Below are 21,701 nucleotides of genomic sequence, written 5' to 3'. Positions count from 1 at the left end.
CAAAGGCGTTTCGTCTACGCGGGCGTGCGTCCGCCGTCGCGGGGCTCGACCGGCGGGCGCATGAGCGACGACGACGCCCCGGGCGCGACGCGCCGGGAGAAACTCGACGCGCTCCTCGGCGTCGCCGCGTACAGCCCCCGTCTCACCGCCGGAATCGTCGCCCTCGGCCTCCTCGCGGCGGTCCTCGAAGGCGTCGGGCTGAGCTTCATCCTCCCGATTATCGAGCTCGTCGGCACCGAGGGACAGCCCGCGACGGACGGCATCGGTGGCCTCTTCGTCCGGGCGTACCGCGCGGTCGGCGTTCCGCTCACGCTCGGCACGGCCGTCGCCGGCGTCGCCGTCGTGATGGCCGTCCGCTTCGCGTCGAGCTTCCTCGTCGCGTGGCTCCGCGAGGCGCTGCGGACGTACTACGTCCGGGACCTCCAGTTGCGCGCGTTCGAGCGCGCCCTCGACGCCCGCATCGCCTACTACGACGAGGCGGGCTCCGACGACGTGCTGAACGCCCTCGTCACGCAGACGTTCTACGCCGGCCGCGTCATCAAACGCGTCGTCCTCTTCGTCGAGCAGTCGATGCTCGCGTTCGCCTACGGACTCATCGCGCTCCTCGTCTCCCCGACGCTCACCGTCGCCACCGCCGTCGTCCTCGGGGGCGTGACGCTCGTCGTCCACCGCGTCGTCGACTCCGGCTACGACGTCGGCGCGGCCGTCGCGGACGCGAACGAGCAACGTCAGTCGGCCGCTCAGGCCGGGACACAGGGCATCCGCGACGTCCGGCTCTTCGGCCTCCGCGAGGAGGTGTACGACACCTTCCGCGCGGCGGTCGAGCGCTACACCGACGCCCGAATCACCCTGCGGCGCAACGAGGCGGCGATCACGAACTGCTATCAGTTCGCCGTCGCCGTCTCCGTCTTCGGTCTCGTCTACGCCGCGCTCACGTACGCCGAACTGAGCCTCGGCTCGCTCGGGCTCTTCCTCTTCGCGGCGTTCCGCCTCGGCCCGAAGGCGAGTCGCGCCCACGAACTCCGCTATCAGGTCGAGAACGACCTCCCGCACCTCGTTCGCACGCGGGCGTTCACCGAGGAGCTCGACCGCCACGCCGAACCCGACGACGGGACGGCGGCCGTCCCCGAGCGCGTGACCTCGGTGTCGTTCGACGACGTGACGTTCGCCTACGACGACGGCGCGCCGGTCCTCGACGGCGTGAGCTTCACCGTCGAGGCCGGGGAGTTCGTCGCGTTCGTCGGCTCCTCGGGCGCGGGGAAGTCCACCATCGTCTCCCTCCTCGCGCGCCTCTACGACCCCGACGGCGGCGCGATACGCGCGAACGGGACGCCCATCACCGAGATGCCCATCGACGGGTGGCGCGAGCACGTCGCCGTCGTCCGCCAGGACCCGTACGTCTTCGACGACACGCTGCGCTACAACCTCACGCTCGCCGACCGCGACGCGACGGACGCGGCCCTCGAACGCGTCTGCGAGCTCGCGCGCGTCGACGAGTTCCTCGACGACCTCCCGAACGGGTACGAGACGCGACTCGGCGACGACGGCGTCCGGCTCTCCGGCGGGCAGAAACAGCGCGTCGCGCTCGCCCGCGCCCTCCTCGCGGACGCGGACGTGCTCGTGCTCGACGAGGCGACGAGCGACCTCGACTCCCGGCTCGAACGCGACGTCCAGCGCGCCATCGAGTCGATGGAGCGCGACTACGTCGTCCTCACGGTCGCCCACCGGCTCTCGACCGTCCGCAACGCCGACCGCATCTACGCGCTCGCGGACGGCCGGGTCGTCGAATCCGGCCAGCATGCGGAGCTCGTGGAGGGCGACGGCGTCTACGCCGACCTCTACGGCGCACAACGCCGCGACTAGCGCCCCGACCCGGTCGAGTAGAGAACTCCGCTCGCTACGACGCTTCCGTCGCCCTCTCTGCCGCCCGCTCGCGCGCCCGCTCGTAGAGCGCGAGGAACTGCGGGACGACCGCCTCGGGCCGGTAGTCGTCGACGCGCTCGCGCGCGGCCCGCGACGCCCGCTCGAACCCGTCGGCGGCGAGCTCCCGGACGCCCGCGGCGAGCGCGTCCGCGCCGCCGTCGACGACGCGCCCGCCCGCGCCGACGATGTCCGCGACGCTCCCGACGTCCGTCGCCACCACGGGGGTGCCGGTCCCGAGAGCTTCGAGGAACACCCGTCCGAACGGCTCGTCCCACCGGCCGGGGTAGAGGAAGCAGTCGTGGCGCGCGAAGACCCCGGGGAGGTCCTCGTTCGCCACCCAGCCGGTGCACGTCACGGCGTCCCCGAGCCCCGCCTCGGCCGCCCGCGCCTCGATGTCGGAGCGCAGGCCGCCGTCGCCGACGACGGTCAGCCGGTAGTCCGCCCCGGCGCGCTCGTTCAGCCGCGCGAGGACGGGGACGAGACGGTCGACGCCCTTGTGCTCGTCGAGCGAGCCGACGTAGAGGAGGTCGTACGGCGGCTCGAAGCCGCTCTCGTGGGGGCGGTCGAAGCGCTCGTCGAGGAGGTTCGGGACGACCGCGAAGCGCTCCGTGGGGAAGCCGAACTCCCCGTACGTCGCCTCGATGTGCCCCGAGAGGGCGTGGTAGGCGTCGATGTCGTCGGCGACGCGCTCGCCGCGGCGGACGAGGTCGAGGTACCCCAGGCGGCTCGCGGCGCGGTACGCCGCGCCGTACTCGTCGTGGCCGGGGCTCGTGGCGAGCGCGCACGCCGCGCACTTCGCCGGGCCGTTCGACGCGCAGGGCTCGCGGTCCATGTACCGGAGGTCGTTCTTCGGGCAGACGGCCCCGTAGGCGTTCAGCGTTAGGACGGTCGCGGTGTCCGTCTCGCGCGCGAGGGCGCCGAGCGCCGGGAGGGCGTTCATGACGTAGCTGTGGACGACGTCGTGACCGGCGAGGTCGTCGCGGGCGTCGCGGAGCGCGCGGTCGAACTGCTGGCCGGTGTGGTAGGGGTAGCCCGAGCGGTCGAGCGAGCGGAGCGTCGTGCCCGCGGGCGCGGCCGCGTCGTCCCCGGGTGCCTCGCGGCAGTAGACGGTGACGTCGTGGCCGCGCGCCGCCACCTCGGCGACGATTCGGGTGGCGCTGTGCGACGCGCCCGTCCCCTCGCTCGCGGGATACGTCGGGTGGAGGAAGCCGAGGTCGAGGGTCATTCGGCGTAACCGAGGTCGCGCAGGCGCTCTCGCACGACCGCGTCGTCGGCGCGCTCGCCCTCGCGCTCGCCGTCGGCCGTCTGCTCACCACGGGTGATCGTGCGGCGCTCGTCGCCCTCGACGACGAGCCACGGGACGGCGACGAGCTCGTCCGTGTAGATTCCGCGCGGGTGGCCCCACTCGCGGAACGGGATGGGAAACGAGCGCTCGCCGAGCATGTTGCCGTGGTCGGCGGTGACGACCGTCCGGCCGTCGAGGGCGTCGAGGAGCGCGGCGACGTGCGGGAGCGCGCGGTCGAGGTTCTCCGCGTAGAACCGTCTGACCTCGTCGGGCGCGACGTCGACGTCACCGGCGAGCAGGCGGTTCCAGACGTTCTCGCCGCCGACGGACCCGTCGAGGTGGCCCTTGTCGAACGTCGTGTCGGCCTCGACGAAGGGGTAGTGGGGCTGCATGTAGTGGACGACGAGGCGCTTCTCCGGGTAGTCGCGGGCGGCCTCGCGGGCGTACGCCGTCATCGTCTCCGGGAGCACCGTCCCGGTCTCGTCGTCCCAGCCGTCCTCGCGCCAGACGTCGACGACGGTGTGGAAGTTCGCCTCGACGTCGTCGTGCTGGCGGAGCTGTGGGTTCGCGGTGACGTAGACGGTGTCGCGGAGGTCGCGGCCGTCGACGGCCGCGCGGAGGAACTCGACTGTCGAGGCCGCTGGCGAGCGTCGGCGTTCGAGCGTCCCCGGGAGGTCGGCGCGGCGCGCGAACGTGTCGTAGCGACAGCCGTCGAGGAGCACGAGCGTGTCCCAGTCGGCGTCGAAGGGGTCGTCGCCGGCGGTGTCGTGGCTCCGCAGGCCACAGCGGCGGTGGTAGAGCCGGTTCGCGTGGCGCAAGAAGAGCCGCGGGGTACCGAGCGCACGCGACAGGCGCGAACGGGCGTCCATACCCCGCCCTCGGTCGGACGCGCGAATCAGTCTTTCGTCGTCTCGTCGCGCGGCGCGTGATGCGTGCCGACCCGTCTCCGACGAGCCCCGGCCGAGCGAAAGGCTCACCCGCGCGCCCGGTGTGCCGTCGGGTATGCACGTGCTCGCCGCGACGAACAACCTCTTCCCGGAGCCCGAAGCCACCGGCTCGGGCCGGTACAACTACGAGGTCGGGCGGCGGCTGGCCGCGCGCGGTCACCGGGTGTCCGTGCTCACGCGGCGACGCGGCGACGCCCCGGCGCGCGAGACGGTCGCGGGGATGGACGTCCACCGCTACCGGGCGTCGATTCCCCGCCTCCCGTGGACGCTGCGCGCCGTCGCGCGGCGGGTGCGCGCCGTCGAGCGCGACGCGCCCCTCGACGTCGTCTGCTTCCACGGCGCGTTGAGCTCCTTCGGCGTCGATCTGGCGCTCTCGGACGCCGTCCCGCGGACCTACACGGTCCACGGCCTCTGGGCGACGGAGTACGCCGAGCGCGCGCCCGACGCGTCGGGGCTCGGTGTTCCGTGGCAGTGGGCGAACCGCGCCCTCAGGGGCCGAATCGAGGGCCGGACGCTCGCGCGCAGCGACGCGGCGGTCGTCCTCAGCGAGTTCATGCGCGAACGCGTCGCGGCCGCCCACCCCGACGCCCCGCCGATAACGGTGCTCCCGGGCGGCGCGGACGCCGAGCGGTTCGCGCCGCACGCGGCCGACGGCGACGGGGCGGACGACGCGAGTGGTGCCGTCCCTCCCGCGCCCGCCGACCGACGCCGAACCGAGTTCCTCACGGTCCGCCGCCTCACGCCGCGGATGGGCCTCGACACGCTCGTCGACGCGTTCGCGTCGGTCGTCGACTCCGGCGCGGACGTCGGGCTGACGGTCGGCGGCGACGGGCCGCTGCGCGAGGCGCTCGAGGCACGGGCGGCGGCGCGGGGCGTCGCGGACCGCGTGACGCTCGCGGGCTACGTCCCGGAGTCGGACCTCCCCGCGACGTACGCGCGCGCCGACGTCTTCGTCCTCCCGACGCTCGCCCACGAGGGGTTCGGGCTCGCCACGGTGGAGGCGCTCGCGGCCGGGACGCCGGTCGTCGGGACGACGGCGGGCGCGACGCCCGAAATCCTCGGCCCGCTCGAAGACGAGGCGGCGATTCCGGAGCGCCTGCTCGTCCCGCCGGGCGACTCGGACGCGCTCGCGGACGCGCTCGCCGCGTGGCACCGGACGGGCGACGAGGCACGCGCGGCGGCGAGCGCGGCGTGTCGCGCGCACGCCCTCGACGCGGGCTACACGTGGGAGCGCGTCACCGACCGAATCGAGGCCCTGCTCGAACGGGTGCGGGCGGGGTCGCGGTGAGAACCGTGTACGGTTTTGTCCGCGGCGCGCGACGTGCCCGTGTGGACCTCGCGGCGGCGATTCGGTCGTCGACGACCTACCGCGTCCTCCGCGCGCTCGGGCGCTGGACCGCGAACAGCACCGTCTACGCGCTCTGCGCCGACGAGCGTGTCCTACTCGGCGGGCTCGCCGCGTTCGTGCTCGTCAGCGTCGTCTCCGTGCTCGCGTCGTCGCTCGGCGCGGCGGTCAAGTTCCTCAGCTTCCTCCTCCTCGCGGCGCTCGTCGCGCTCGTCGTCCAGCGCCGTCTCGACGCGCTCGCGGAGTGAGTCGACCCACCGCTGGAGGGCGGGTGCGGCGAAGACGCCGAGGACGAAGACGAAGACCGCGCGGTGTCTGACGGTCGTCCCGAAGTTCGCGTCGATGAGCCCGTAGCCGACGACGCCGCCGCCGTAGAAGACGAGGAGCGCGAGCGCCGCGGCCGGCTCCGTCTCGTACCGGGTGAGACACCGGTACGCCGCGACGGCGAGCGCGACGACGAGCGGGAGGGCCGCGGCCGCGAGCAGGTCGAACGCGGAGCCGACGTGGAGCGGGAACGGGGCGAACTGGAAGTAGAGCGCGCGGATCGGCGCGGCGAGGAGGACGTCGAGCCACGTGTCGTACGTCACGTGGTCGAGGTAGGCGGCGCTCCCCATCGCGCGGTACCGGAGGCGCGCGTCGAGCGCGTCGACGGGGAAGACGAGCGCGAACAGCGCGACGCCGACGAGGCCGACGGGCACCGCGAGCGGGAGGAGCGCGCGGAGGGAGCGGACGCCCGCGACCCGCTCGGCGGCGACGACGAGGCCCGCGGCGCAGCCGGCGAGGAGCCCGAGCAGGGCGAGCTCCTCGCGGAGGAGGAAGAGCGCGCCCCAGAGCGGCGGGGCGAGGAGCGCGACGAACGGCGCGCGGTCGGTCGCCGCGCGGACGACGACGGCGAGGAGCAGGACGGCGAGGAGCGTCGAGAGCGCGTCCCGCATCGGGAGGCTGGCGAAGAGGAAGGGAAGCGGGCAGAAGAGGGCGAGCAGGAGGAGGCCGTCGGTGCCCTCCCGGTCGGGGTAGAGCCGCTCGGCGAGCGCACAGAGCGGGAGGGGCGTGAGGACGGCGAACAGGCCGTTGACGACCGCGAGCGCCGTCGTGTCGGTGCCGAAGACGGCGTAGACGAGCGCCTGCACGACCGCGAAGGCGTCGACCGCGGAGAACGGGTCGCTCGCGCCGCCGGCGAGGAGACGGAGCGCGTTGGCGTGGAAGAGCGCGACGTCCCAGTCGTAGGGGACGGCGGGGAGGACGACGACGGCGACGAAGACGTGGCCGGCGAGGGCGACGCCGCCGGCGCGCCGGTAGAGCCGCGAGCGCGAGCGCGCGAGGACGGCGTAGAGGAGGCCGACGGAGAGAATCGCGGACAGCATCGCGGACGTCCGGGCTACGCGCGACCCGAGTATATACCTGCGGTTCGTCCCCCGCGAGCCCGTCCCCTGACCGGGTCGGCCCCGCATCGGCACGCTTTAGGCCGTCCTAATCGACCGTCCGATATGGACCGTCGAACGTACATCGCGGGCGTCGGCGTGGCGGCCGCCTCCGCGCTCGCCGGCTGTGGGGGGAGTGGTGGCGGTGGGAGCGAGGAGACGACGACGCTGCCGCCGGACACCGTCCAGTGCGACCTCGTGGACTACGCCTTCCGTCCCGGCACCGACGAGACGCTGACCATCGACGCGGGGACGACCGTCCGCTTCGTCTGGCAGACGGGCAACCACAACATCGTCGTGGAAGAGAAGCCCGCGGCGTCGGAGTGGGCGGGCGAACCCGATATCTACGGTCAGGGTCACACCTACGAGCACGAGTTCACAGTGCCGGGGAGCTACCACGTCGTCTGCGAACCGCACGTCAACATGGGGATGGTCGCGGACATCCTCGTCACCGAATCCTCCGACTCGGGTGGGAACGACACCGCGACGAACGGCTCCAACTGACCGCCGCCCGTCGTCCCGCTCGTCCGATCCGAACGCCTATTATTCTTTAGGCCAACCTAAAAATATGTGCGACAGCAGCGACGAGCCGAATCGACTCCCCGGCGTGGGTGCCCCGGGCGGGCGAGCTCGCCACGTGCCCCGCGCTCGCGGTGGACGGCGGGCCTCGCCGGCGACGGTGGGTGGTGCGCGATGGTAGCGACCACGGGGACCGGGACGACGCGCGTCGCCGCCGACTCGTGGCAGGGGTACGTGCTCCTCCTCACGCGGCTGTTGCTCGGCTGGTGGATGCTCCACGCCGGCCTGGAGAAGTTCGCGTACCTCTGGGACGCCGGCGCGCGGCCGTTCGCCGCCAGCCAGTGGCTCCTCGCCGGCACCACCGCCGCACCCGGGTGGCTCCACGGCTTCCTCGCCTGGGTCGGGCACACGCCGCTCCTGCTCGCGTTCACGAACGTCGCCATCCCGGTCGGCGAGGTGCTCATCGGGCTCGGCGTCCTCCTCGGGGCGTTCACCCGCCTCGCGTCCTTCTGCGGGGCGTTCCTCGCCGCGATATTCTACCTCTCCAGCGTCGGCTTCGCCGGCACCTACGTCACCGGCGAGCTCCTGCGGGTCGTCCTCTTCGCCCAGCTGATCGTCTTCGGCGCCGGCCGCATCCGCGGCGTCGACGCCCTCCTCGAACGCACCGCGCTCGTCGAGCACCGCCCGTGGCTCCGCGCCCTCCTCGGCTGACTATGACGCGACACACCCGCCCCCTCGACAGACTCGTCATGTGGCTCGGCGGCGCGCTCGTCCTCCTCGGGACCGCCGGACTCGGCCTCGTGGGGACGTTCGTCGGCGAGCGCGCGTGGCTCTCCGTCGACGTCCGCGGTACGCTCGTCGCGCTCGGCCTCGTCGTGCTCGCGTGCTACGCCGTCTATCGGTTCGTCGCCGACGAACGGACGTCGACGCGTCGATAGCGGCCGGTCCGTCCGAGCCGTCCTCTCCCTGCCCGCTCCGCCGGTCATCGACCCACCCGCTCGCTCACCGCTCGGCGAGCGACCGGTAGACCGCTGCCGTCGCGTCCAGCATCCCCTCGCGCGTGAACCGCTCGTGGACGCGCTCGCGGGCGCTCGCCGAGAAGCGCTCGTAGCGCGCGGGGTCGGCGAGCAGGGCGTCCGCGGCGTCCGCGATGGCCGCCGGGTCGCCGGGTTCGACGGTGTATCCCGTCTCGCCGTCGACGCTGACGTACGGCACCCCGGTGGGGAGCGCCGTGTTGACGACGGGGAGCCCGTGCGCCATCGCTTCGAGTTGGACGATGCCGAACGACTCGTTCGCGCCGACCGACGGGAGGACGAAGACGTCCGCCTCCCGGTAGTGGCGTTCGAGGCGGTCCTCGGAGACGTAGCCGGCGAACGTCACGCGGTCCGCGACGCCCCGCGCCGCCGCCCGCGCCTCAAGCGCCGCCCGCTCCGGGCCCGCGCCGACCACGGTGAGCGTCGCGTCGTCGAGGTGCGCCATCGCCGCGACGAGGTGGCGCACGCCCTTGAACGGGACGAGCCGGCCGACGAAGAGGAGCGCTCGCCCCTCGGGTCGTCGCCCCCCGTGCGGCACGTCGTCCGTCTCGATGCCGAGCGGGACGACATCGGTCTTGTCCCGATACGGCGCAACGCGTGCGCACTCCTCGCGCATGTTCGGCGAGGTGACGAGCAGGCGGTCGGCGGCGTCGAGGAAGCGGTGCAACACCGGCGCGTACGGGTAGACGGCCGGCCCCTTCCCGACGATGTCGTCGTGGAAGGTCACGACGCTCGGCGTCTCGTCGCGCGGGTCGAGCAGGGCGCTCGCGGGGCCGACGGGGAACGGCAGGTGGTAGTGGACGACGTCGGCCCACCGGCGCTCGCGGCGGAGGTGGAGCGGGAACGCCGGCGCGAGCGGCGTCGAGAGCGCGGACCCGAGGCTCCCCGCGCGGACGACGCGCGCGCCGTCCACGGCGTCGACGCGGCCGCGGCCCCGCCCCTCGCGGGCGGTGAGCACGCGGAAGTCGGCGTCGTCGATTCCGGTCACGAGGCTCCGCACGACGTTCTCGATTCCGCCGGTCGTGGGGTGGTAGTGCTTGCACACGTGGAGGACGCGCGGGTCGCGGGCGGTGGCCATGGTGGGTGGGGACCGGCCCGACTCGCGGACCGGCGTCGTCACTCCACGACGAGCGGCACCGAAAGCCCTTCGCGTCCGTCCCGAACCCGGGCACTTACGCCGCCCGGTCGCCCACCACCGGGTGATGACCGGCGACGCGGGACGACGGGGGGTGTGGCCGCCGTGAGCTACCGGCGCGCGCTCCTGACGCGGTGGTCCGTCCGGGACCGCCTCGCCGTCCTCGTCGTCGCCGTGACCGCGGCGTTCCTCGTCGGCACGGTGCTCGTCCTCCTCGCCGTCTCCGGGCAGGCGACCGCGATGGCGGCCGAGCACGGCGCCGACGCCGCGGTCGTCCTCACGAACGACGTCCCCGCCGACGCGCCCGCGGACGCCGCCGTCTTCCCGCTCACCGAGGCGCGCGTCGCCGGCGAACGCCACACCGTCGTCGGCGTCCCCGCGGCGAACCCGCTCGGTCTCGACCCGCCGGACGGCGTCGCCGGCCCGCTCGCGGGTGGGCCGCTCACCCTCGCCGGCCCGGACGCGACGCTGACGCGCGCGAGCGCCGAGCGGGCGGTCGACGACCCGTTCCCGGACGGGTGGCTCGTCACGGACGCCGCGACGGCGCGCGACCTCGGCGCGGACCGCGCGCTCGTCGTCCGGGGGGCCGATTCGGCCGTCCCTCCGCGCGGTGCGCCGCTCGTCGGCGCGCTGGCGTTCTTCCTCGCGGGGACGGCGGGCGTCCTCGAAACGCTCGGCGTCGTCTGCGCCGGCGTCGCCGTCCTCGTCGGCGTCGTCGCCTTCAGCGTCACGCGGATGACCGTCCGCGAGCGCCGCTCGACGCTCGTCGCCCTCCGCGCGACGGGCGCCTCGGCGCGCCGCATTCGCCTGCTCGTCGCCGCCCGCGCCGGCCTCCTGACGCTCGCGGGTGCGGTACTCGGCTACGCGCTCGGCGTCATCGCCCCGAACGCCGCCGCGACGGCCGCCGTCCGACTCGGCCTCCCGGTCGGCCTCCCGATCACCGTCGACGCGCGCGCCGCCGCGCTCGTCGGCGCGCTCCTCCTCGCGCTCGTCTGCGTCGGCGCCCTCGCGGGCGCGCTCGCCGCCCGCCCCGTCGTCCGGGGCGCGCCGCTCGACGACGACACCGACGCGGCGAGCGACGCGCGCGGCTGGCCCGGCGGGCCGGCCCTCCTCCCCGCGCGGGCGGTCGTGCCGACCACGGCGACGCTCACCGTCTTCGTCGCGTTCGTGCTCGTCGTCGCCGCGCTCGGCGGCGTCCTCGGTAGCCTCGGCGCGACCGGCGGCGCGGGCGGCGTCGTCACCGAACCCGGCGCGGTCCACCCCGTCGACAGCCACGTCCCGGTCGCGTACGCCGACGAACTCCGGCGCTCCGGCGTCGCCGCGAGCCCCGAGATACTGCTCTTCCTCGCCCACGACGGCCGGGCGTTCCCCGCGCGCGGCGTCGACTTCGACGCCTATCGTGCGGTGTCGGACGCCGACCTCGTCGCCGGCCGCGCACCGGCCGCGAGCGACGAGGCGGTCGTCGGTGCCGACCTCGCGCGGACGCTCGGCGTCGCGCCCGGCGATTCGCTCGCGCTCGGCGGGAGCACGGTTTCCGCCGTCGCCACTGTCGACATCGTCGGCATCTACGACGCGCCCGGCGCGGCCGACGACCACCTCCTCGTCTCGCTCCCGCTCGCCCGCCACCTGGAGGGCGTCCCCGACGGCGCGGCGAACGTCGTCCGCTACGGCGGCGCGCGCGCCGCGAACGGCACGATAGCCGTCCTCGGTGCGAGCGCCCCCGAGCGCGTCGCGCGCGGCGAACCGGTCACGCTCCGGGTGCGCCTCCGCAACGTCGGCGACGCCGCGGCGACTCGGACGATCAGCGCGTCCTTCGACGGAGCGCGCGAGACGCGGACGGTCGCGCTCGACGCCGGCGAGCGCCGCGTCGTCTCCGTCGACCTCGCCGCGACGGCGGCCGGGACGCACACCGCGCGCATCGCCGGTGCCACCAGGCGCGTGCGCGTCGTCGCGCCCGGGACGCTGACGCTCGCGCCGCTCCCCGAACGCGGCCCGCCGAACGCGTCGCTCGGCGTCACGGTCGGGACCGTCGCGGGCGAGCGCGTCGACGGCGCGCGCGTGGCGGTCGGCCCGCGCCCGAACGGGACGAGCGCGACGAACGTGACGGGCGCCGACGGCGAGACGCGCGTGCGCCTCCCGGCGACGCCCGGCCGCTACGAGCTACGGGTGGTGGCTGGCGAGCGTAGCGCGACGCGGACCGTCCGGGTCGTCGACGGGGCGGCGCGCGCTCCCGGCGTCCGCCTGACGGTGCCGGATCGCGTGAGCGTCTTCGGCGCGCCGCGCGCGACCCTCCGCGTCACGAACCCGTGGCGGACGCCGCTCGAACGCGCCGCGCTGGTCGAGGGACCGGGCGTCGAGCGGACGACCACCGTCGCCCTCGACCCTGGCGCGGAACGGACCGTGACGGCGGCGCTCGCGCGTCGGCCGCCCGGTTCGTACGACGTCACGGCGCGCGTCGGGAACGCGACGGCGCGCGCGCGCTATCGGGTGACCGGCGACGCGCGGCTGGCGAACGCGCTCGCGGCGAGCGGCCGCGACGCGGGCGGCGTCGGGACCGGCGGGATTCTCGCGCGGGCCTTCGGGAACCTCGGGTTGGTGCTGGCGACTCTCCTCGGCCTCGGCGTCCTGATGACCGTCGGGAGCGTCGTCGCCACGTTCGCGGACGCCGTGCAGGCGCGCCGGCGCGACCTCGGCGTCCACCGCGCGCTCGGCGCGGCCCCACGCTGGGTCGTGCGGACGGTGCTCGCCGACGCCGCGCGCATCGCGCTCCCGGCGACCGTCGCCGGCGTCGTCCTCGCGTGGCTGGCGCTCCGCGCGCTCTCGTGGGCCGGGCTGTTGACCGCGTTCGGCGTCCGGGTCGCGCCGAGCGTCCCCCTCTGGACCGTCGTCCCCGTCGCCGCCGGGACGTTCGCGCTCGCGCTCGTCGGTGCCGGCGCGGTCGCCGTTCGGGACGCGCGCCGCGACCCCTCGCAGCTCTTCGGAGGTGACCGATGATCGACGCCGATACCGACGGCTCCGCGGCCGAGACGAGCGGGCGCCCCGACGTCCCCCTCCTCGCGGCCGTCGTCGCCGTCGGGCTCGCCGCGCGCCTCTCCTCGCTCCACGTCTCGGCGCTCCCGTACAATACGGACGCGTTCGTCTTCGCCAGCAGCGCGGAGCGGCTCCTCGCGGCCGGCGGCGTCCCGCTCGACCCCGCCGCGGCCGCCGCCCCCGCGGCCGACCAGTACCTCTTCGTGACGCTGCTCGCCGCCGCGAGCGAACTCACCGGCGTCGACCCCCTCTTCGTCGCGCAGGCCGTCGTCGCCTGCCTCGCCGTCGTCCCGTCCTTCGTCGCCGTCGTCTTCGTCCGCGACCTCACCGCCGACCTCCCCGACGCGCACGGCCGTGCCGCGGCGGCGTTCGCCGGCCTCGGGCTCGCCGTCGAGGGTCCCTCTCTCTTCCGCACGATGTCGGTCAGCGGCGAGGTGTACGGCCTCGCGCTCCTCGCCGTCCTCGTCCTCGCGCTCGGCCGCGCGCACGTCACCGGCCGGCGACGCTGGGTCGCGCTCGCCGTCGCCGCGGGCGCGGCGATGCCCGTCGCGCACAACCTCAGCGCGCTCGTCGCCGGCCTCGTCTTGACGACCGTCGCCGCGCTCGCGCTCGCGCGCCGACCGACCCGCCGCCGATTCGCGGCCGGTGCGCTCGGCGTCGTCGCCTTCTGGGCGCTCACCCTCGGCTACTACGAGGCCGTCGACCTCCCGAAGGCCGACACCGCCGTCGCCTCTCTCGGGCTGTTCGCCGCGTGGCTCGTGTTCGTCGTCGCCCTCGCGCGCTGGCTCGACGCGAGCGGCCCGCGCGTCCAGCGCGCCGTCCCGCTCGCCGCGTTCGCCGGCGGGCTCGCCCTCCTCGCCGCGAACGCGCTCGTCGCGCTCTACCCCGCTCGCGCGACGACCTCGACGCTCCTCCTCTGTCTCACGCTCCCGCTCCTCGCCGTGCTCGCCGCCGCCGCGCTCGGCGTGCCGCGCCTCGCCACCGACCGCGGCATCGCCGTTCTCGCCGTCGTCCTCGGGCCACTCGCCGCGCTCGGCTTCGGGCTCACCGCCGGGAGCACGCCGCGCTACCTCGACCTCGTCGTCCGCGCGACGGGGTTCTTCCACCTCGGCGTGCTCGTCGCCGCGGCCGCGGGGCTGGCCGCGCTCGTCCACCGCCGCCCGCGTCTCGGCCGCGTCGCCGCCTGTGGTGTCGTCCTCGCGCTCCTCGTCTCCGCGCCGCTCCCGTTCCTCGGCTTACAGGCCTTCCCCTTCGAGCCCATCACCGAGCCCGGGACGTTCGACGCCGCGACGTTCGCCACGACGCACCTCGACGGGACGTGGGCCGCCGACGACCACGTCGCGCTCGTCGCGGACAACTACCGCGCGGCGAACGTGACGCGCGCGCCCGTGACGGCGTGGCTCCGGGGCGACGCCCCACCGCCCGACTGCCCGACCGTCGCCCGCGACGCGTGGACGACCGTCGGCGCCCCGACGGCGACCGGACCGGTCCGGCTAAACCGCTCCGCGTACGAGGCGTGGCTGATGAACGGGAGCGTCGTCTACGACGGCGGCACGGACCGCGCCGTCGTCCGCTGGGCACCGGGGACGTGTCGCGCCGGGGTGTCGCCGTGAGCGACGCGCCACCCGTGCTCGACGCCCGCGACCTGACGCTGACGCGCGGCGGCCGGGCGATTCTCGACGGGCTCTCGCTTCGCGTCCCGGCGGACGCCCGAACGCTCGTCCGCGGGGCGAGCGGCGCGGGCAAATCGACGCTGTTCGAGGTGCTCGGGCTGTTGACGACCCCGGATTCGGGGACGCTCCGCGTGCGCGGCCGGGACGCGACGGCGCTCCCCGAGCGCGAGCGCGCGGCACTCAGGCGCGACCACCTCGGCTTCGTCTTCCAGTCCTTCCGGCTCCTCGACGACCTCACTGCCTACGAGAACGCGCGCGTCCCGCAGGAGCACGCGGGCGCGACCGACGAGGCGTGGCTCGACACCCTCTTCGAGCGCCTCGGGATCGCGGACCTCGCGTCGCGTCGCCCGCCCGCGCTCTCCGGCGGCGAGCGCCAGCGCGTCGCCATCGCCCGCGCGCTCGCCAACCGCCCGAGCGTCGTCCTCGCGGACGAACCGACGGGCCAGCTCGACCCCGCCACGACCGACGCCGTGCTGGAGACGCTCGACGCGGTCCGGGACGACTTCGACACCGCGCTGCTCGTCGTGAGCCACGACCCACGGCTCGCCGAGCGCTTCGACGACCGCTACGTCCTCCGGGACGGGACGCTCGCGCGCGACTGACGCGGCGGAGCGCAACGCACTTGCGCGTACGGGCTCTGTCGGGCACGTATGCCGCTTCGCGCCGCCCGTCGCATGCCGCGCGACCTCCTCGCCGTCGTCGCGCTGGGGCTCCTCGCCGACGCGGTCGTCCTCCTCTCACCTCTCGGCGGCGCGCTCCGCGTCCCGCTCGGTCTCGCGCTCGCCCTCCTCGCCCCGGGCTACGCGGTCGTCGCCGCGCTCCTCCCCGACCGCCGCGCGGACGCGACCCACCTCGCGCTCGCCGTCGCCGCGAGCGCCGTCCTCACGCCGCTCTGCGGGCTCCTCCTCTCGATGACCGCGATACCGTTCGGCGCGCTCCCGCTCGCCGTCGCGCTGACCGCCGTGACGTACCTCGCGGCCGCCGTCGCCGCCCGCCGCCGCGTCGCGGGCGAGTCGACACGTCCGGAGGCGGACGCGGACGCGCCCGCCGACTCCTCGGCACGCTCCCCCGACGTAGGTAGCACGTCCCGTTCGTGGGGCGCGCTCGACGTCGCGTTCGTCGCGCTGGTGGTGCTCGCCGCGGCGAGTGTCGGGCACGCGGTGCTCACGCCCGCGACGGGCGGCGCGTCGCTCTCGCTCACGACCCCGGACGGGGAGCGCGTCGCGGCCGACCCGGGGGTGAACGAGACGGTGCGCGTCGGCGTCACGAACTACGGGACGTCGGCGGCGACGTACACGCTCGTCGTCCAGCGTCAGCGCGTCGCCGCCGGGAACGCGACGCGCGTGCTCTCGCGGGACGAACGGCTCCGGGAGCGGTTCACGGTGCCCGCGGGCGCGACGCGCCACGAGGCCATCAAGGTCGCGGACGGGCCCGGGCGAACGCGGGTCGTCGCCCTGCTCTCCGAGGGCGACGCGCCGGCGTCGCCGACCGCGGCGAACGCCGACCACGAGACGCACGTCTGGGTCGACTAGTCGTCCGCGACCGGGAGACGGACGGTGAAGGCCGCGCCGCCGAGGTCGTCCGCGTCGGCGTCCGCGTCGGCGACCGTGATGTCCCCCCCGTACGAGTCGACGATACGCCGGCAGATGTTGAGGCCGATTCCCGTCCCGTTGCTCGCCTCGCCCTTCTCGCCGAGGTCGAAGACGGCGTCGCGCCGCTCCGGGGCGACCCCCGAACCGTTGTCGGCGACGGTGACGAGGAGGTCGTCGCCGTCGCGTTCGGCGCTCACGCGGACGTGCGGGGCGTCGGCCGTGTTGTGCTCGACGGCGTTGGCGAGGAGGTTCTGGAAGACGTCGGCGAGCAGGTCGTCGGCGAGGACGTCGACCGCGGGGAGCGGGGTGTCGACCTCGAAGGCCGCGCCCCGGTAGGTCTCGCGGGCGTCGTCCACCTGCGACTTCAGCACCTCCGCGGCGGGTTTCGGCGTGAGGTCGTGGTCCTCGCCCTCGACGGCCTTCATCAGCGAGCGCATCGTCTCGATACGCTCGCTCATCTCGTCGGCGCGCTCCTCGACCGTTTCGAGGTACGCCTCGCCCTCGTCGTCCACGAACTCCTCCAGGAGGGACGCGCGGGCGTCGATGACGTTCGCGTCGTTCATCAGGTCGTGGCGGAACGTCCGGTTGAGGAGTTCGAGGCGCTCGCGCTGGTCGCGCAGGCGCTCCTCGCGGTCGAGGCGCTGGCGGGTCTCGCGGAGGTGCGTCCCGAGGAGTTCGGCGGCGGTGATCTGCGAGTCGCGCAGCGACGGTTCGTCCACGCCCGCCTGGAGGACGGCGTCGTCGCCGACGGGGACGGTGAGGACCGTTCGGCCGTCCTCGACGGTGCGCGTGATCGCCCCGCCGTCCGAGGGGACGGCCCCGGTCTGGACGCGCTCGATGCTCTCGCGGTCGAGCCACGTCCCGGCGTCGCGGCCGGCGACGACCTCGCCGTCGACGACGACGCACGCCTCGTCGAACGCGACCGCGGAGCGGAGGGCGTTGAGCGTCCGCTCGTACGCGGAGTCGACGGTGTCGACCGTGGCGAGGTCGGAGGCGACGCGGTGGAGGTGTTCGAGGCGTTCGCGCGCCTCGGCCTCGCGCGCCAACTCGGTCTGCTCCGTGATGTCGGCAATGCGGAGGTGGACGCGGACGTCCTCGTCGTCGGCGTCGACGGGCGTCACGTTGACGCGGTAGTCCCGGCCGTCGCCGGCGTCCCAGTCGTACTCCAGCGTCCCGTCGATGCCGTGCTCGCGGACGGCCGCGGCGCGCAGGTCGCGCGGGGCGTCGGCGAGGATGTCGTCGGCGCTCGCGTCGAGGCGCTCGCGGAAGGCGTCGTTGGCGGCTTCGACGGCCGCGTCGCCGTTGAACCGGACGGTGGCGATGGGGTCGCTGCTGTTCTCGTAGAGCGCGGAGAGCCGGTCGCGCTCGGCTTCGAGGCGGTCCCGGTTGCGCTTGCTCCGGGCGTTGTAGATGCCGACGCCGAGCGCGACGTCCGCGCTCAGGACGATGCCGTCCATGGCGATGACGTACGGTTTGAGGTCGCCCTGGAGGTAGACCTGCACGAAGAGTATCCACCCCATGACGACGGCGTGGCCGACGACGATGGCGATGACCCACTCCGCGGCCCCGTAGACGTACTCGTCCTCCCAGTCCTGTCGGGAGAGCCAGACGCCCCCCGCGGCCAGCGTGCCGGCGAGGACGACGCCGATGCCGTTTTCGATGAGGGTCGTCCAGAGCGGTTTGAACGGCGGGTTCGTCCAGTCGTCCCAGACGTCGAAGAGCGGGGGGCCGAGCAGGACGACGCCGAGGGCGGCGACGGCGAGGACGGCCGCCCGTCGCCGGAGGGTGGAGGCGGCGAGCCAGCCCTCACCCGGTGTCGGTTTCACTAGCCTGATTATCCAGATATGTCGGTAAAAGCCTGACGGGCAACAGTATTGGCCGTCCGAGGGGCCACGACGGCCCGCCCGTGGCGTCCGGACGTCGACCGTCGACGCCACAGTCACCCCCGCGGCTGGTCTCGCCCGAGACGCGTCGTTTATCCCACGTTCGACCCTACCGCGACCCATGCCAACGCTCACGGTCGCGGCCGTCGCCGACGTCGGCCCGCAGACGGTCGCCATCGAACTCGACGCTCCGGGGTCGTTCGACGCCGCCCCCGGTCAGTTCGTCCTCGTCCGTCGCCCCGGCGACGACGACGCCGGCTACTACACGATTTCGTCGCCGGCGGTGGCCGAGACGTTCGAGATCACCGTCGGCTACCCCGAGGACGAGTCCCCGGACGAATCGCTCGGGACGTGGCTCGCGGAACGCGAGGTGGGCGACGAGGTCGAGATAGACGGCCCCCTCGGGAACGTCGAGTACCGCGGGGAGGGCGACGTCGCCGTCTACGCCGCCGGGCCGGGCATCGGTCCCGCGGTCGGCGTCGCCGAGCGCGCGGTCGAGAGCGGTCACGACGCAACCGTCGTCTACCGGGGCGAGGCACCGCCCCACGGCGCGCGCCTCGACGCGCTCGCCGACGCCGGCGCGACCGTCGCCGTCGTCGACAGCCTTGACGACCTCGCCGCCCTCGACGGCGACTACCTCCCCGTCCCGACGCCCGCCGTCTACGTCTTCGGCTTCGACGACTTCGTCGCCGAGGTGCGGGCGCTCCTCGAAGACGCCGGGCGCGACCCCACGGAGGCCGCCATCGAGAGCTTCGGGCCGGCCTGAGCCGAACCCGGAAGCGTTAAGCGTTCGTTTAGGCTTACCTAAAACATGGGAGACCGCACGCCACGCAGGACGCGTCGCGCGTACCTCGCCGGCGCGGGCGCCGTCGGGAGCGCCCTCGTCGCCGGCTGTACGGGCGGGAGTGGCGACGACACCGACGAGACGACCGGCACGAGTACTGAGAGGTCCACTACGACGACGAGCGACTCGTACACGGCGAGCATCGCGCCCGTCGGCGAGGTCGAGTTCGACGAGGTGCCGGAGAACGTCTTCACGATGTACCCGCAGTACGCGGACATGCTCGTCGCGCTCGGCCACGGCGACGCCGTCAACTCGCTGTTCGTCCCCGAGATGTCCGGGACGACGATGAACTACTACTACGAGCGCCTCGACGGCGTCGCCTTCGACTGGGAGGGCCTCCCGAACCCCTACGACAACTTCACGAAGGAGTTCTTCTACAAACTCGACAGCGACGTCCACCTCCTCGGGCCCGCGTGGGCGAGCACGCAGCAGAACTGGAGCCGTGCCGACGTCGACGACGTCGTCGAGAACGTCGGGCCGTTCTTCGGCAACTTCTACAGCGGCACGCACAACGCGCCCCCCGAGGCCTACGCCGACGCCTACGAGTACTACACGCTCTGGGAGCTCTTCGGGCGCGTCGCCGAGGTCTTCCGGGAGCGCGCGCGTTTCGAGCAGTTGAACGCCGTCCACGCCGACCTCATCGACCACATCGAGGCGAACCTCCCGCCCGAGGGGGAACGCCCCACCGCCGTCCGCGTCACCCTTGGCGACGGCCAGTTCTGGACCTACCACCTCAACCGCCCGGGCTTCTGGCTCGCCGACACCCGGCCGCTCGCCGCCACGGACGCCTTCGGCGACGCGGAGTGGGACGGCCTCTGGGGCTCCGTCGGCTACGAGACGATGGCCGAGGCCGACCCCGACGTCATCCTCCACCTCTGGGGGATGACCTCGCGTTACGACATGGCGGACGTCCGCGAACGGCTCCGCTCGCACCCCGTCGGCAGCGACCTCTCCGCCGTGCAAAACGACCGCGTCTACGCGCAGGGGATGCGCTATCAGGGCCCCCTCATGAACCTCTTCCAGATCGAGATGACGGCCAAACAGCTCTACCCGGACGTCTTCGGCGAGTGGCCGGGCTACACCGACGGCGAACCCTACCCCGCTATTCCCGCCGACGAACAGCTCTTCGACCGCGGGCGCGTCGCCGACATCGTCGCCGGGAACTGACGCCCGCGCCGCACGACGCCACAACCGCCCGCGCCGTCCCACCGCGCCGCACGACGCCACAACCGCCCGCGCCGTCCCACCGCGCCGCACGACGCCACAACCGCCCGCGCCGTCCCACCGCGCCGCACGACGCCACACCCCCGCCTCGCATCCGAAACGCGAAAGCACCCGCGACCCCATCGTCCCGACGTGTCGCTGGCCTCCAACCTCCTCTACATGTTCGGCCTCCTCGGCGCCGGACTCGTCGCCCGCCGCCTCGGCCTCCTCACGGCCACGCGCGCGGACTACCTGACGCGATTCGCCTTCTACGTCGCGCTCCCCGCGCTCGTCTTCGACTCCACCGCGACGACGGACCTCGCCGAGGTCTTCTCGCCGCGCATGATCGCCGCGTTCGTCCTCGTCGAACTCGCCGTCGCCCTCGTCGCGTGGGTCATCCACCGGCGCGTCGATGCGCCCGCGAAGCGCAGCGTCGCCATCGTCCAGTCGTACCACAGCAACTTCGGGTTCCTCGGCCTCCCCATCGTCACCATCACGCTCGGCGCGGCCGCCGCCGCGAAGGCGAGCATCCTCCTCGGCGTCGGCGCGCTCGTCCAGATTCCGCTCACCGTCCTCGTCCTCATGACGATAAACGACGCTGAGGCCGACCTCCGCGACGAACTCCTCGGCATCGCGCGCAACCCCGTCATCGTCACGCTCGTCGTCGGCCTCGGCTTCGCCGCGCTCGACCTCCCCGTCCCCGGCGTCGCCGCGACCGCCCTCGGGTGGCTCTCGGACCTCGCCCTCCCCGCCGCGCTCCTCTCCGTCGCGGCCTCGCTCTCCCTCGACCCCGACGGTATCGACGTCCCGACCGTCGGTGCCGTCGTCGCGCTCAAGGTCGCCTGCATGCCGCTGCTCGCCTTCGGCGTCTTCTCGCTCCTCGTGCGCGACCCCCTCGCCGTGCGGACCGGCGTCGTCATGCTCGCCATGCCGACCGCCATCTCGACGTTCATCTACGCGACCCAGCTCGGCGGCGACACCCGCCTCGCCTCCGCGAACGTCTTCGCCACCACCGTCAGCGCCCTCCTCGCCGTCTTCGCCCTCCTCCAGTTCGTCCTGTGAGCGTCTTCGCGGGGCCCGCCCTCACTACTGCTTCGGCGCGGCGACCGTGTTCCGCAGGGTGCCGACGCCCTCGTAGGTGATTTCGACCTCGTCGCCGGGCTCGATCAGGCCGGGGTTCGCCGGGCTCCCGAACGCGACGACGTCGCCCGGCCGGAGGGTGAAACGCTCCGAGAGGAAGGAGACGACTTCCCGGGGCGAGAAGAGCATGTGGTCGGTGTCGGAGCGCTGGCGCTCCTCGCCGTTGATTTCGGTGTGCATCTCGACGCCGGCGGGGTCGAGGTCGGTCTCGATCCACGGCCCGAGCGGGCCGGAGCCGTCGAAGGCCTTGCGCGCGGTGCGTCCCGGCTGGTCGAGGGCGTCCACGTCGTTCATGATGGTGTACCCCCGAACGACGTCGTCCACGTTCGTCTCGGCGACGTCCCGGCATCGCTCGTCGATGACGGCGGCGAGTTCACCCGCGTACGTGACCTCCTCGGAGAACGACGGGTAGGGAATCGGCCGTTCGGGGGCGAGCACGGCCGCCGGCGGCTTGATGAAGAAGTCCGGCTCCTCGGGGCGCTCGTAGTCCATCTGGTCGAGCGTCGCCGCGTAGTTCCGCCCGACGCAGTAGAGCGCGGAGGGCTCCGTCGGCGCGAGCACCGTCGCGTCGTCGCCGGTGAGGTCGTACGCGTCGCTCTCGGTTTCGAGGACGCCGTCGTCGTACGTCCCGGTCACGATGCCGTCCGCCGTTCGCGCGCGAGCGAGTCGCATATCGGCCGTTGTGCGACCAGCCACAAGAACGCTCGCTCCGCGGTGACCTTACCCC

The 21,701-nt window shown here is 74.0% G+C and carries 18 protein-coding genes; 12 read left to right on the top strand and 6 right to left on the bottom strand.

Annotated elements, in window-relative coordinates; all coding sequences use genetic code 11:
• Nucleotides 1-60 precede the first annotated feature (60 nt).
• On the top strand, nt 61-1,863 hold the full coding sequence (locus IEX84_RS04275) for an ABC transporter ATP-binding protein (RefSeq protein ID WP_188870180.1): 1,803 nt from the start codon (nt 61-63) through the stop codon (nt 1,861-1,863).
• Nucleotides 1,864-1,897: 34 nt separating this feature from the next.
• Here IEX84_RS04275 and IEX84_RS04270 read toward each other — a convergent pair whose 3' ends face one another.
• Both IEX84_RS04270 and IEX84_RS04265 read right to left on the bottom strand, forming a co-directional pair.
• The gene (locus IEX84_RS04270; RefSeq protein WP_188870178.1) at nt 1,898-3,148 is read right to left on the bottom strand and encodes a glycosyltransferase family 4 protein; all 1,251 of its coding nucleotides are present in this window, start codon (nt 3,146-3,148) and stop codon (nt 1,898-1,900) included.
• A complete protein-coding gene (locus IEX84_RS04265) occupies nt 3,145-4,077 on the bottom strand; it encodes an alkaline phosphatase family protein (RefSeq protein ID WP_188870176.1) in 933 nt (310 codons plus the stop codon). The genes IEX84_RS04270 and IEX84_RS04265 overlap by 4 nt, the downstream gene beginning before the upstream one ends.
• A 133-nt stretch (nt 4,078-4,210) precedes the next feature.
• On the opposite strand from IEX84_RS04265, the gene IEX84_RS04260 reads away from it, so the two are divergent.
• Nucleotides 4,211-5,443, top strand: a complete 1,233-nt coding sequence (locus IEX84_RS04260; RefSeq protein WP_188870174.1) for a glycosyltransferase family 4 protein — start codon at nt 4,211-4,213, stop codon at nt 5,441-5,443.
• 152 nt (nt 5,444-5,595) lie between these two features.
• Here IEX84_RS04260 and IEX84_RS04255 read toward each other — a convergent pair whose 3' ends face one another.
• Nucleotides 5,596-6,864: a glycosyltransferase family 39 protein gene (locus tag IEX84_RS04255; RefSeq protein WP_188870172.1), complete on the bottom strand. Its 1,269-nt coding sequence runs from the start codon at nt 6,862-6,864 to the stop codon at nt 5,596-5,598.
• 123 nt (nt 6,865-6,987) lie between these two features.
• Here IEX84_RS04255 and IEX84_RS04250 point away from each other — a divergent pair, with 123 nt between their 5' ends.
• The 3 genes from IEX84_RS04250 (at nt 6,988) to IEX84_RS04240 (ending at nt 8,378) form a co-directional block, all read left to right on the top strand.
• Nucleotides 6,988-7,425 (top strand): plastocyanin/azurin family copper-binding protein, encoded by a 438-nt coding sequence (locus tag IEX84_RS04250; RefSeq protein ID WP_188870169.1) that lies wholly within the window; start codon nt 6,988-6,990, stop codon nt 7,423-7,425.
• 189 nt (nt 7,426-7,614) lie between these two features.
• Nucleotides 7,615-8,151 (top strand): TQO small subunit DoxD, encoded by a 537-nt coding sequence (locus IEX84_RS04245; RefSeq protein WP_188870167.1) that lies wholly within the window; start codon nt 7,615-7,617, stop codon nt 8,149-8,151.
• A 2-nt stretch (nt 8,152-8,153) separates the two neighbouring features.
• Entirely contained in the window at nt 8,154-8,378 is a 225-nt protein-coding gene (locus IEX84_RS04240; protein ID WP_188870165.1) for a hypothetical protein, read from the top strand.
• Nucleotides 8,379-8,442: 64 nt separating this feature from the next.
• On the opposite strand, the gene IEX84_RS04235 is transcribed toward IEX84_RS04240, so the two are convergent.
• On the bottom strand, nt 8,443-9,552 hold the full coding sequence (locus tag IEX84_RS04235) for a glycosyltransferase (RefSeq protein WP_188870163.1): 1,110 nt from the start codon (nt 9,550-9,552) through the stop codon (nt 8,443-8,445).
• 153 nt (nt 9,553-9,705) lie between these two features.
• On the opposite strand from IEX84_RS04235, the gene IEX84_RS04230 reads away from it, so the two are divergent.
• Genes IEX84_RS04230 through IEX84_RS04215 form a run of 4 tightly spaced genes read left to right on the top strand, consistent with a single transcriptional unit; the run spans nt 9,706 to nt 15,844 of the window.
• Complete coding sequence (locus tag IEX84_RS04230) at nt 9,706-12,603, top strand: ABC transporter permease (protein ID WP_188870161.1); 2,898 nt, start codon at nt 9,706-9,708, stop codon at nt 12,601-12,603.
• A complete protein-coding gene (locus IEX84_RS04225; protein ID WP_188870159.1) occupies nt 12,600-14,252 on the top strand; it encodes a hypothetical protein in 1,653 nt (550 codons plus the stop codon). Before IEX84_RS04230 ends, IEX84_RS04225 begins: the two co-directional genes overlap by 4 nt.
• The gene (locus tag IEX84_RS04220; RefSeq protein ID WP_209590323.1) at nt 14,249-14,914 is read left to right on the top strand and encodes an ABC transporter ATP-binding protein; all 666 of its coding nucleotides are present in this window, start codon (nt 14,249-14,251) and stop codon (nt 14,912-14,914) included. The genes IEX84_RS04225 and IEX84_RS04220 overlap by 4 nt, the downstream gene beginning before the upstream one ends.
• Before the next feature lie 48 nt (nt 14,915-14,962).
• Nucleotides 14,963-15,844 (top strand): DUF1616 domain-containing protein, encoded by an 882-nt coding sequence (locus IEX84_RS04215; RefSeq protein ID WP_188870157.1) that lies wholly within the window; start codon nt 14,963-14,965, stop codon nt 15,842-15,844.
• Here the strand turns inward: IEX84_RS04215 and IEX84_RS04210 are convergent.
• Nucleotides 15,841-17,730, bottom strand: a complete 1,890-nt coding sequence (locus IEX84_RS04210) for a sensor histidine kinase (protein ID WP_188870155.1) — start codon at nt 17,728-17,730, stop codon at nt 15,841-15,843. The genes IEX84_RS04215 and IEX84_RS04210 overlap by 4 nt on opposite strands.
• A 178-nt stretch (nt 17,731-17,908) precedes the next feature.
• On the opposite strand from IEX84_RS04210, the gene IEX84_RS04205 reads away from it, so the two are divergent.
• From IEX84_RS04205 to IEX84_RS04195, 3 genes are all read left to right on the top strand, one after another.
• Nucleotides 17,909-18,553, top strand: coding sequence for an FAD-dependent oxidoreductase (locus tag IEX84_RS04205; RefSeq protein ID WP_188870153.1), 645 nt, complete (start codon nt 17,909-17,911; stop codon nt 18,551-18,553).
• A 45-nt stretch (nt 18,554-18,598) separates the two neighbouring features.
• A complete protein-coding gene (locus tag IEX84_RS04200) occupies nt 18,599-19,798 on the top strand; it encodes an ABC transporter substrate-binding protein (protein ID WP_188870151.1) in 1,200 nt (399 codons plus the stop codon).
• A gap of 189 nt (nt 19,799-19,987) precedes the next feature.
• Nucleotides 19,988-20,896, top strand: a complete 909-nt coding sequence (locus IEX84_RS04195; RefSeq protein WP_188870149.1) for an AEC family transporter — start codon at nt 19,988-19,990, stop codon at nt 20,894-20,896.
• Between the two features lie 24 nt (nt 20,897-20,920).
• On the opposite strand, the gene IEX84_RS04190 is transcribed toward IEX84_RS04195, so the two are convergent.
• Nucleotides 20,921-21,646, bottom strand: a complete 726-nt coding sequence (locus tag IEX84_RS04190) for a fumarylacetoacetate hydrolase family protein (RefSeq protein WP_188870147.1) — start codon at nt 21,644-21,646, stop codon at nt 20,921-20,923.
• Between the last annotated feature and the right edge of the window lie 55 nt (nt 21,647-21,701).

Origin of the sequence: Halarchaeum rubridurum (assembly GCF_014647115.1) — an archaeon.
Taxonomy (GTDB): domain Archaea; phylum Halobacteriota; class Halobacteria; order Halobacteriales; family Halobacteriaceae; genus Halarchaeum; species Halarchaeum rubridurum.
Note: the sequence above shows the minus strand (reverse complement) of the source record. Positions and strands in the feature narration are given on the sequence as shown.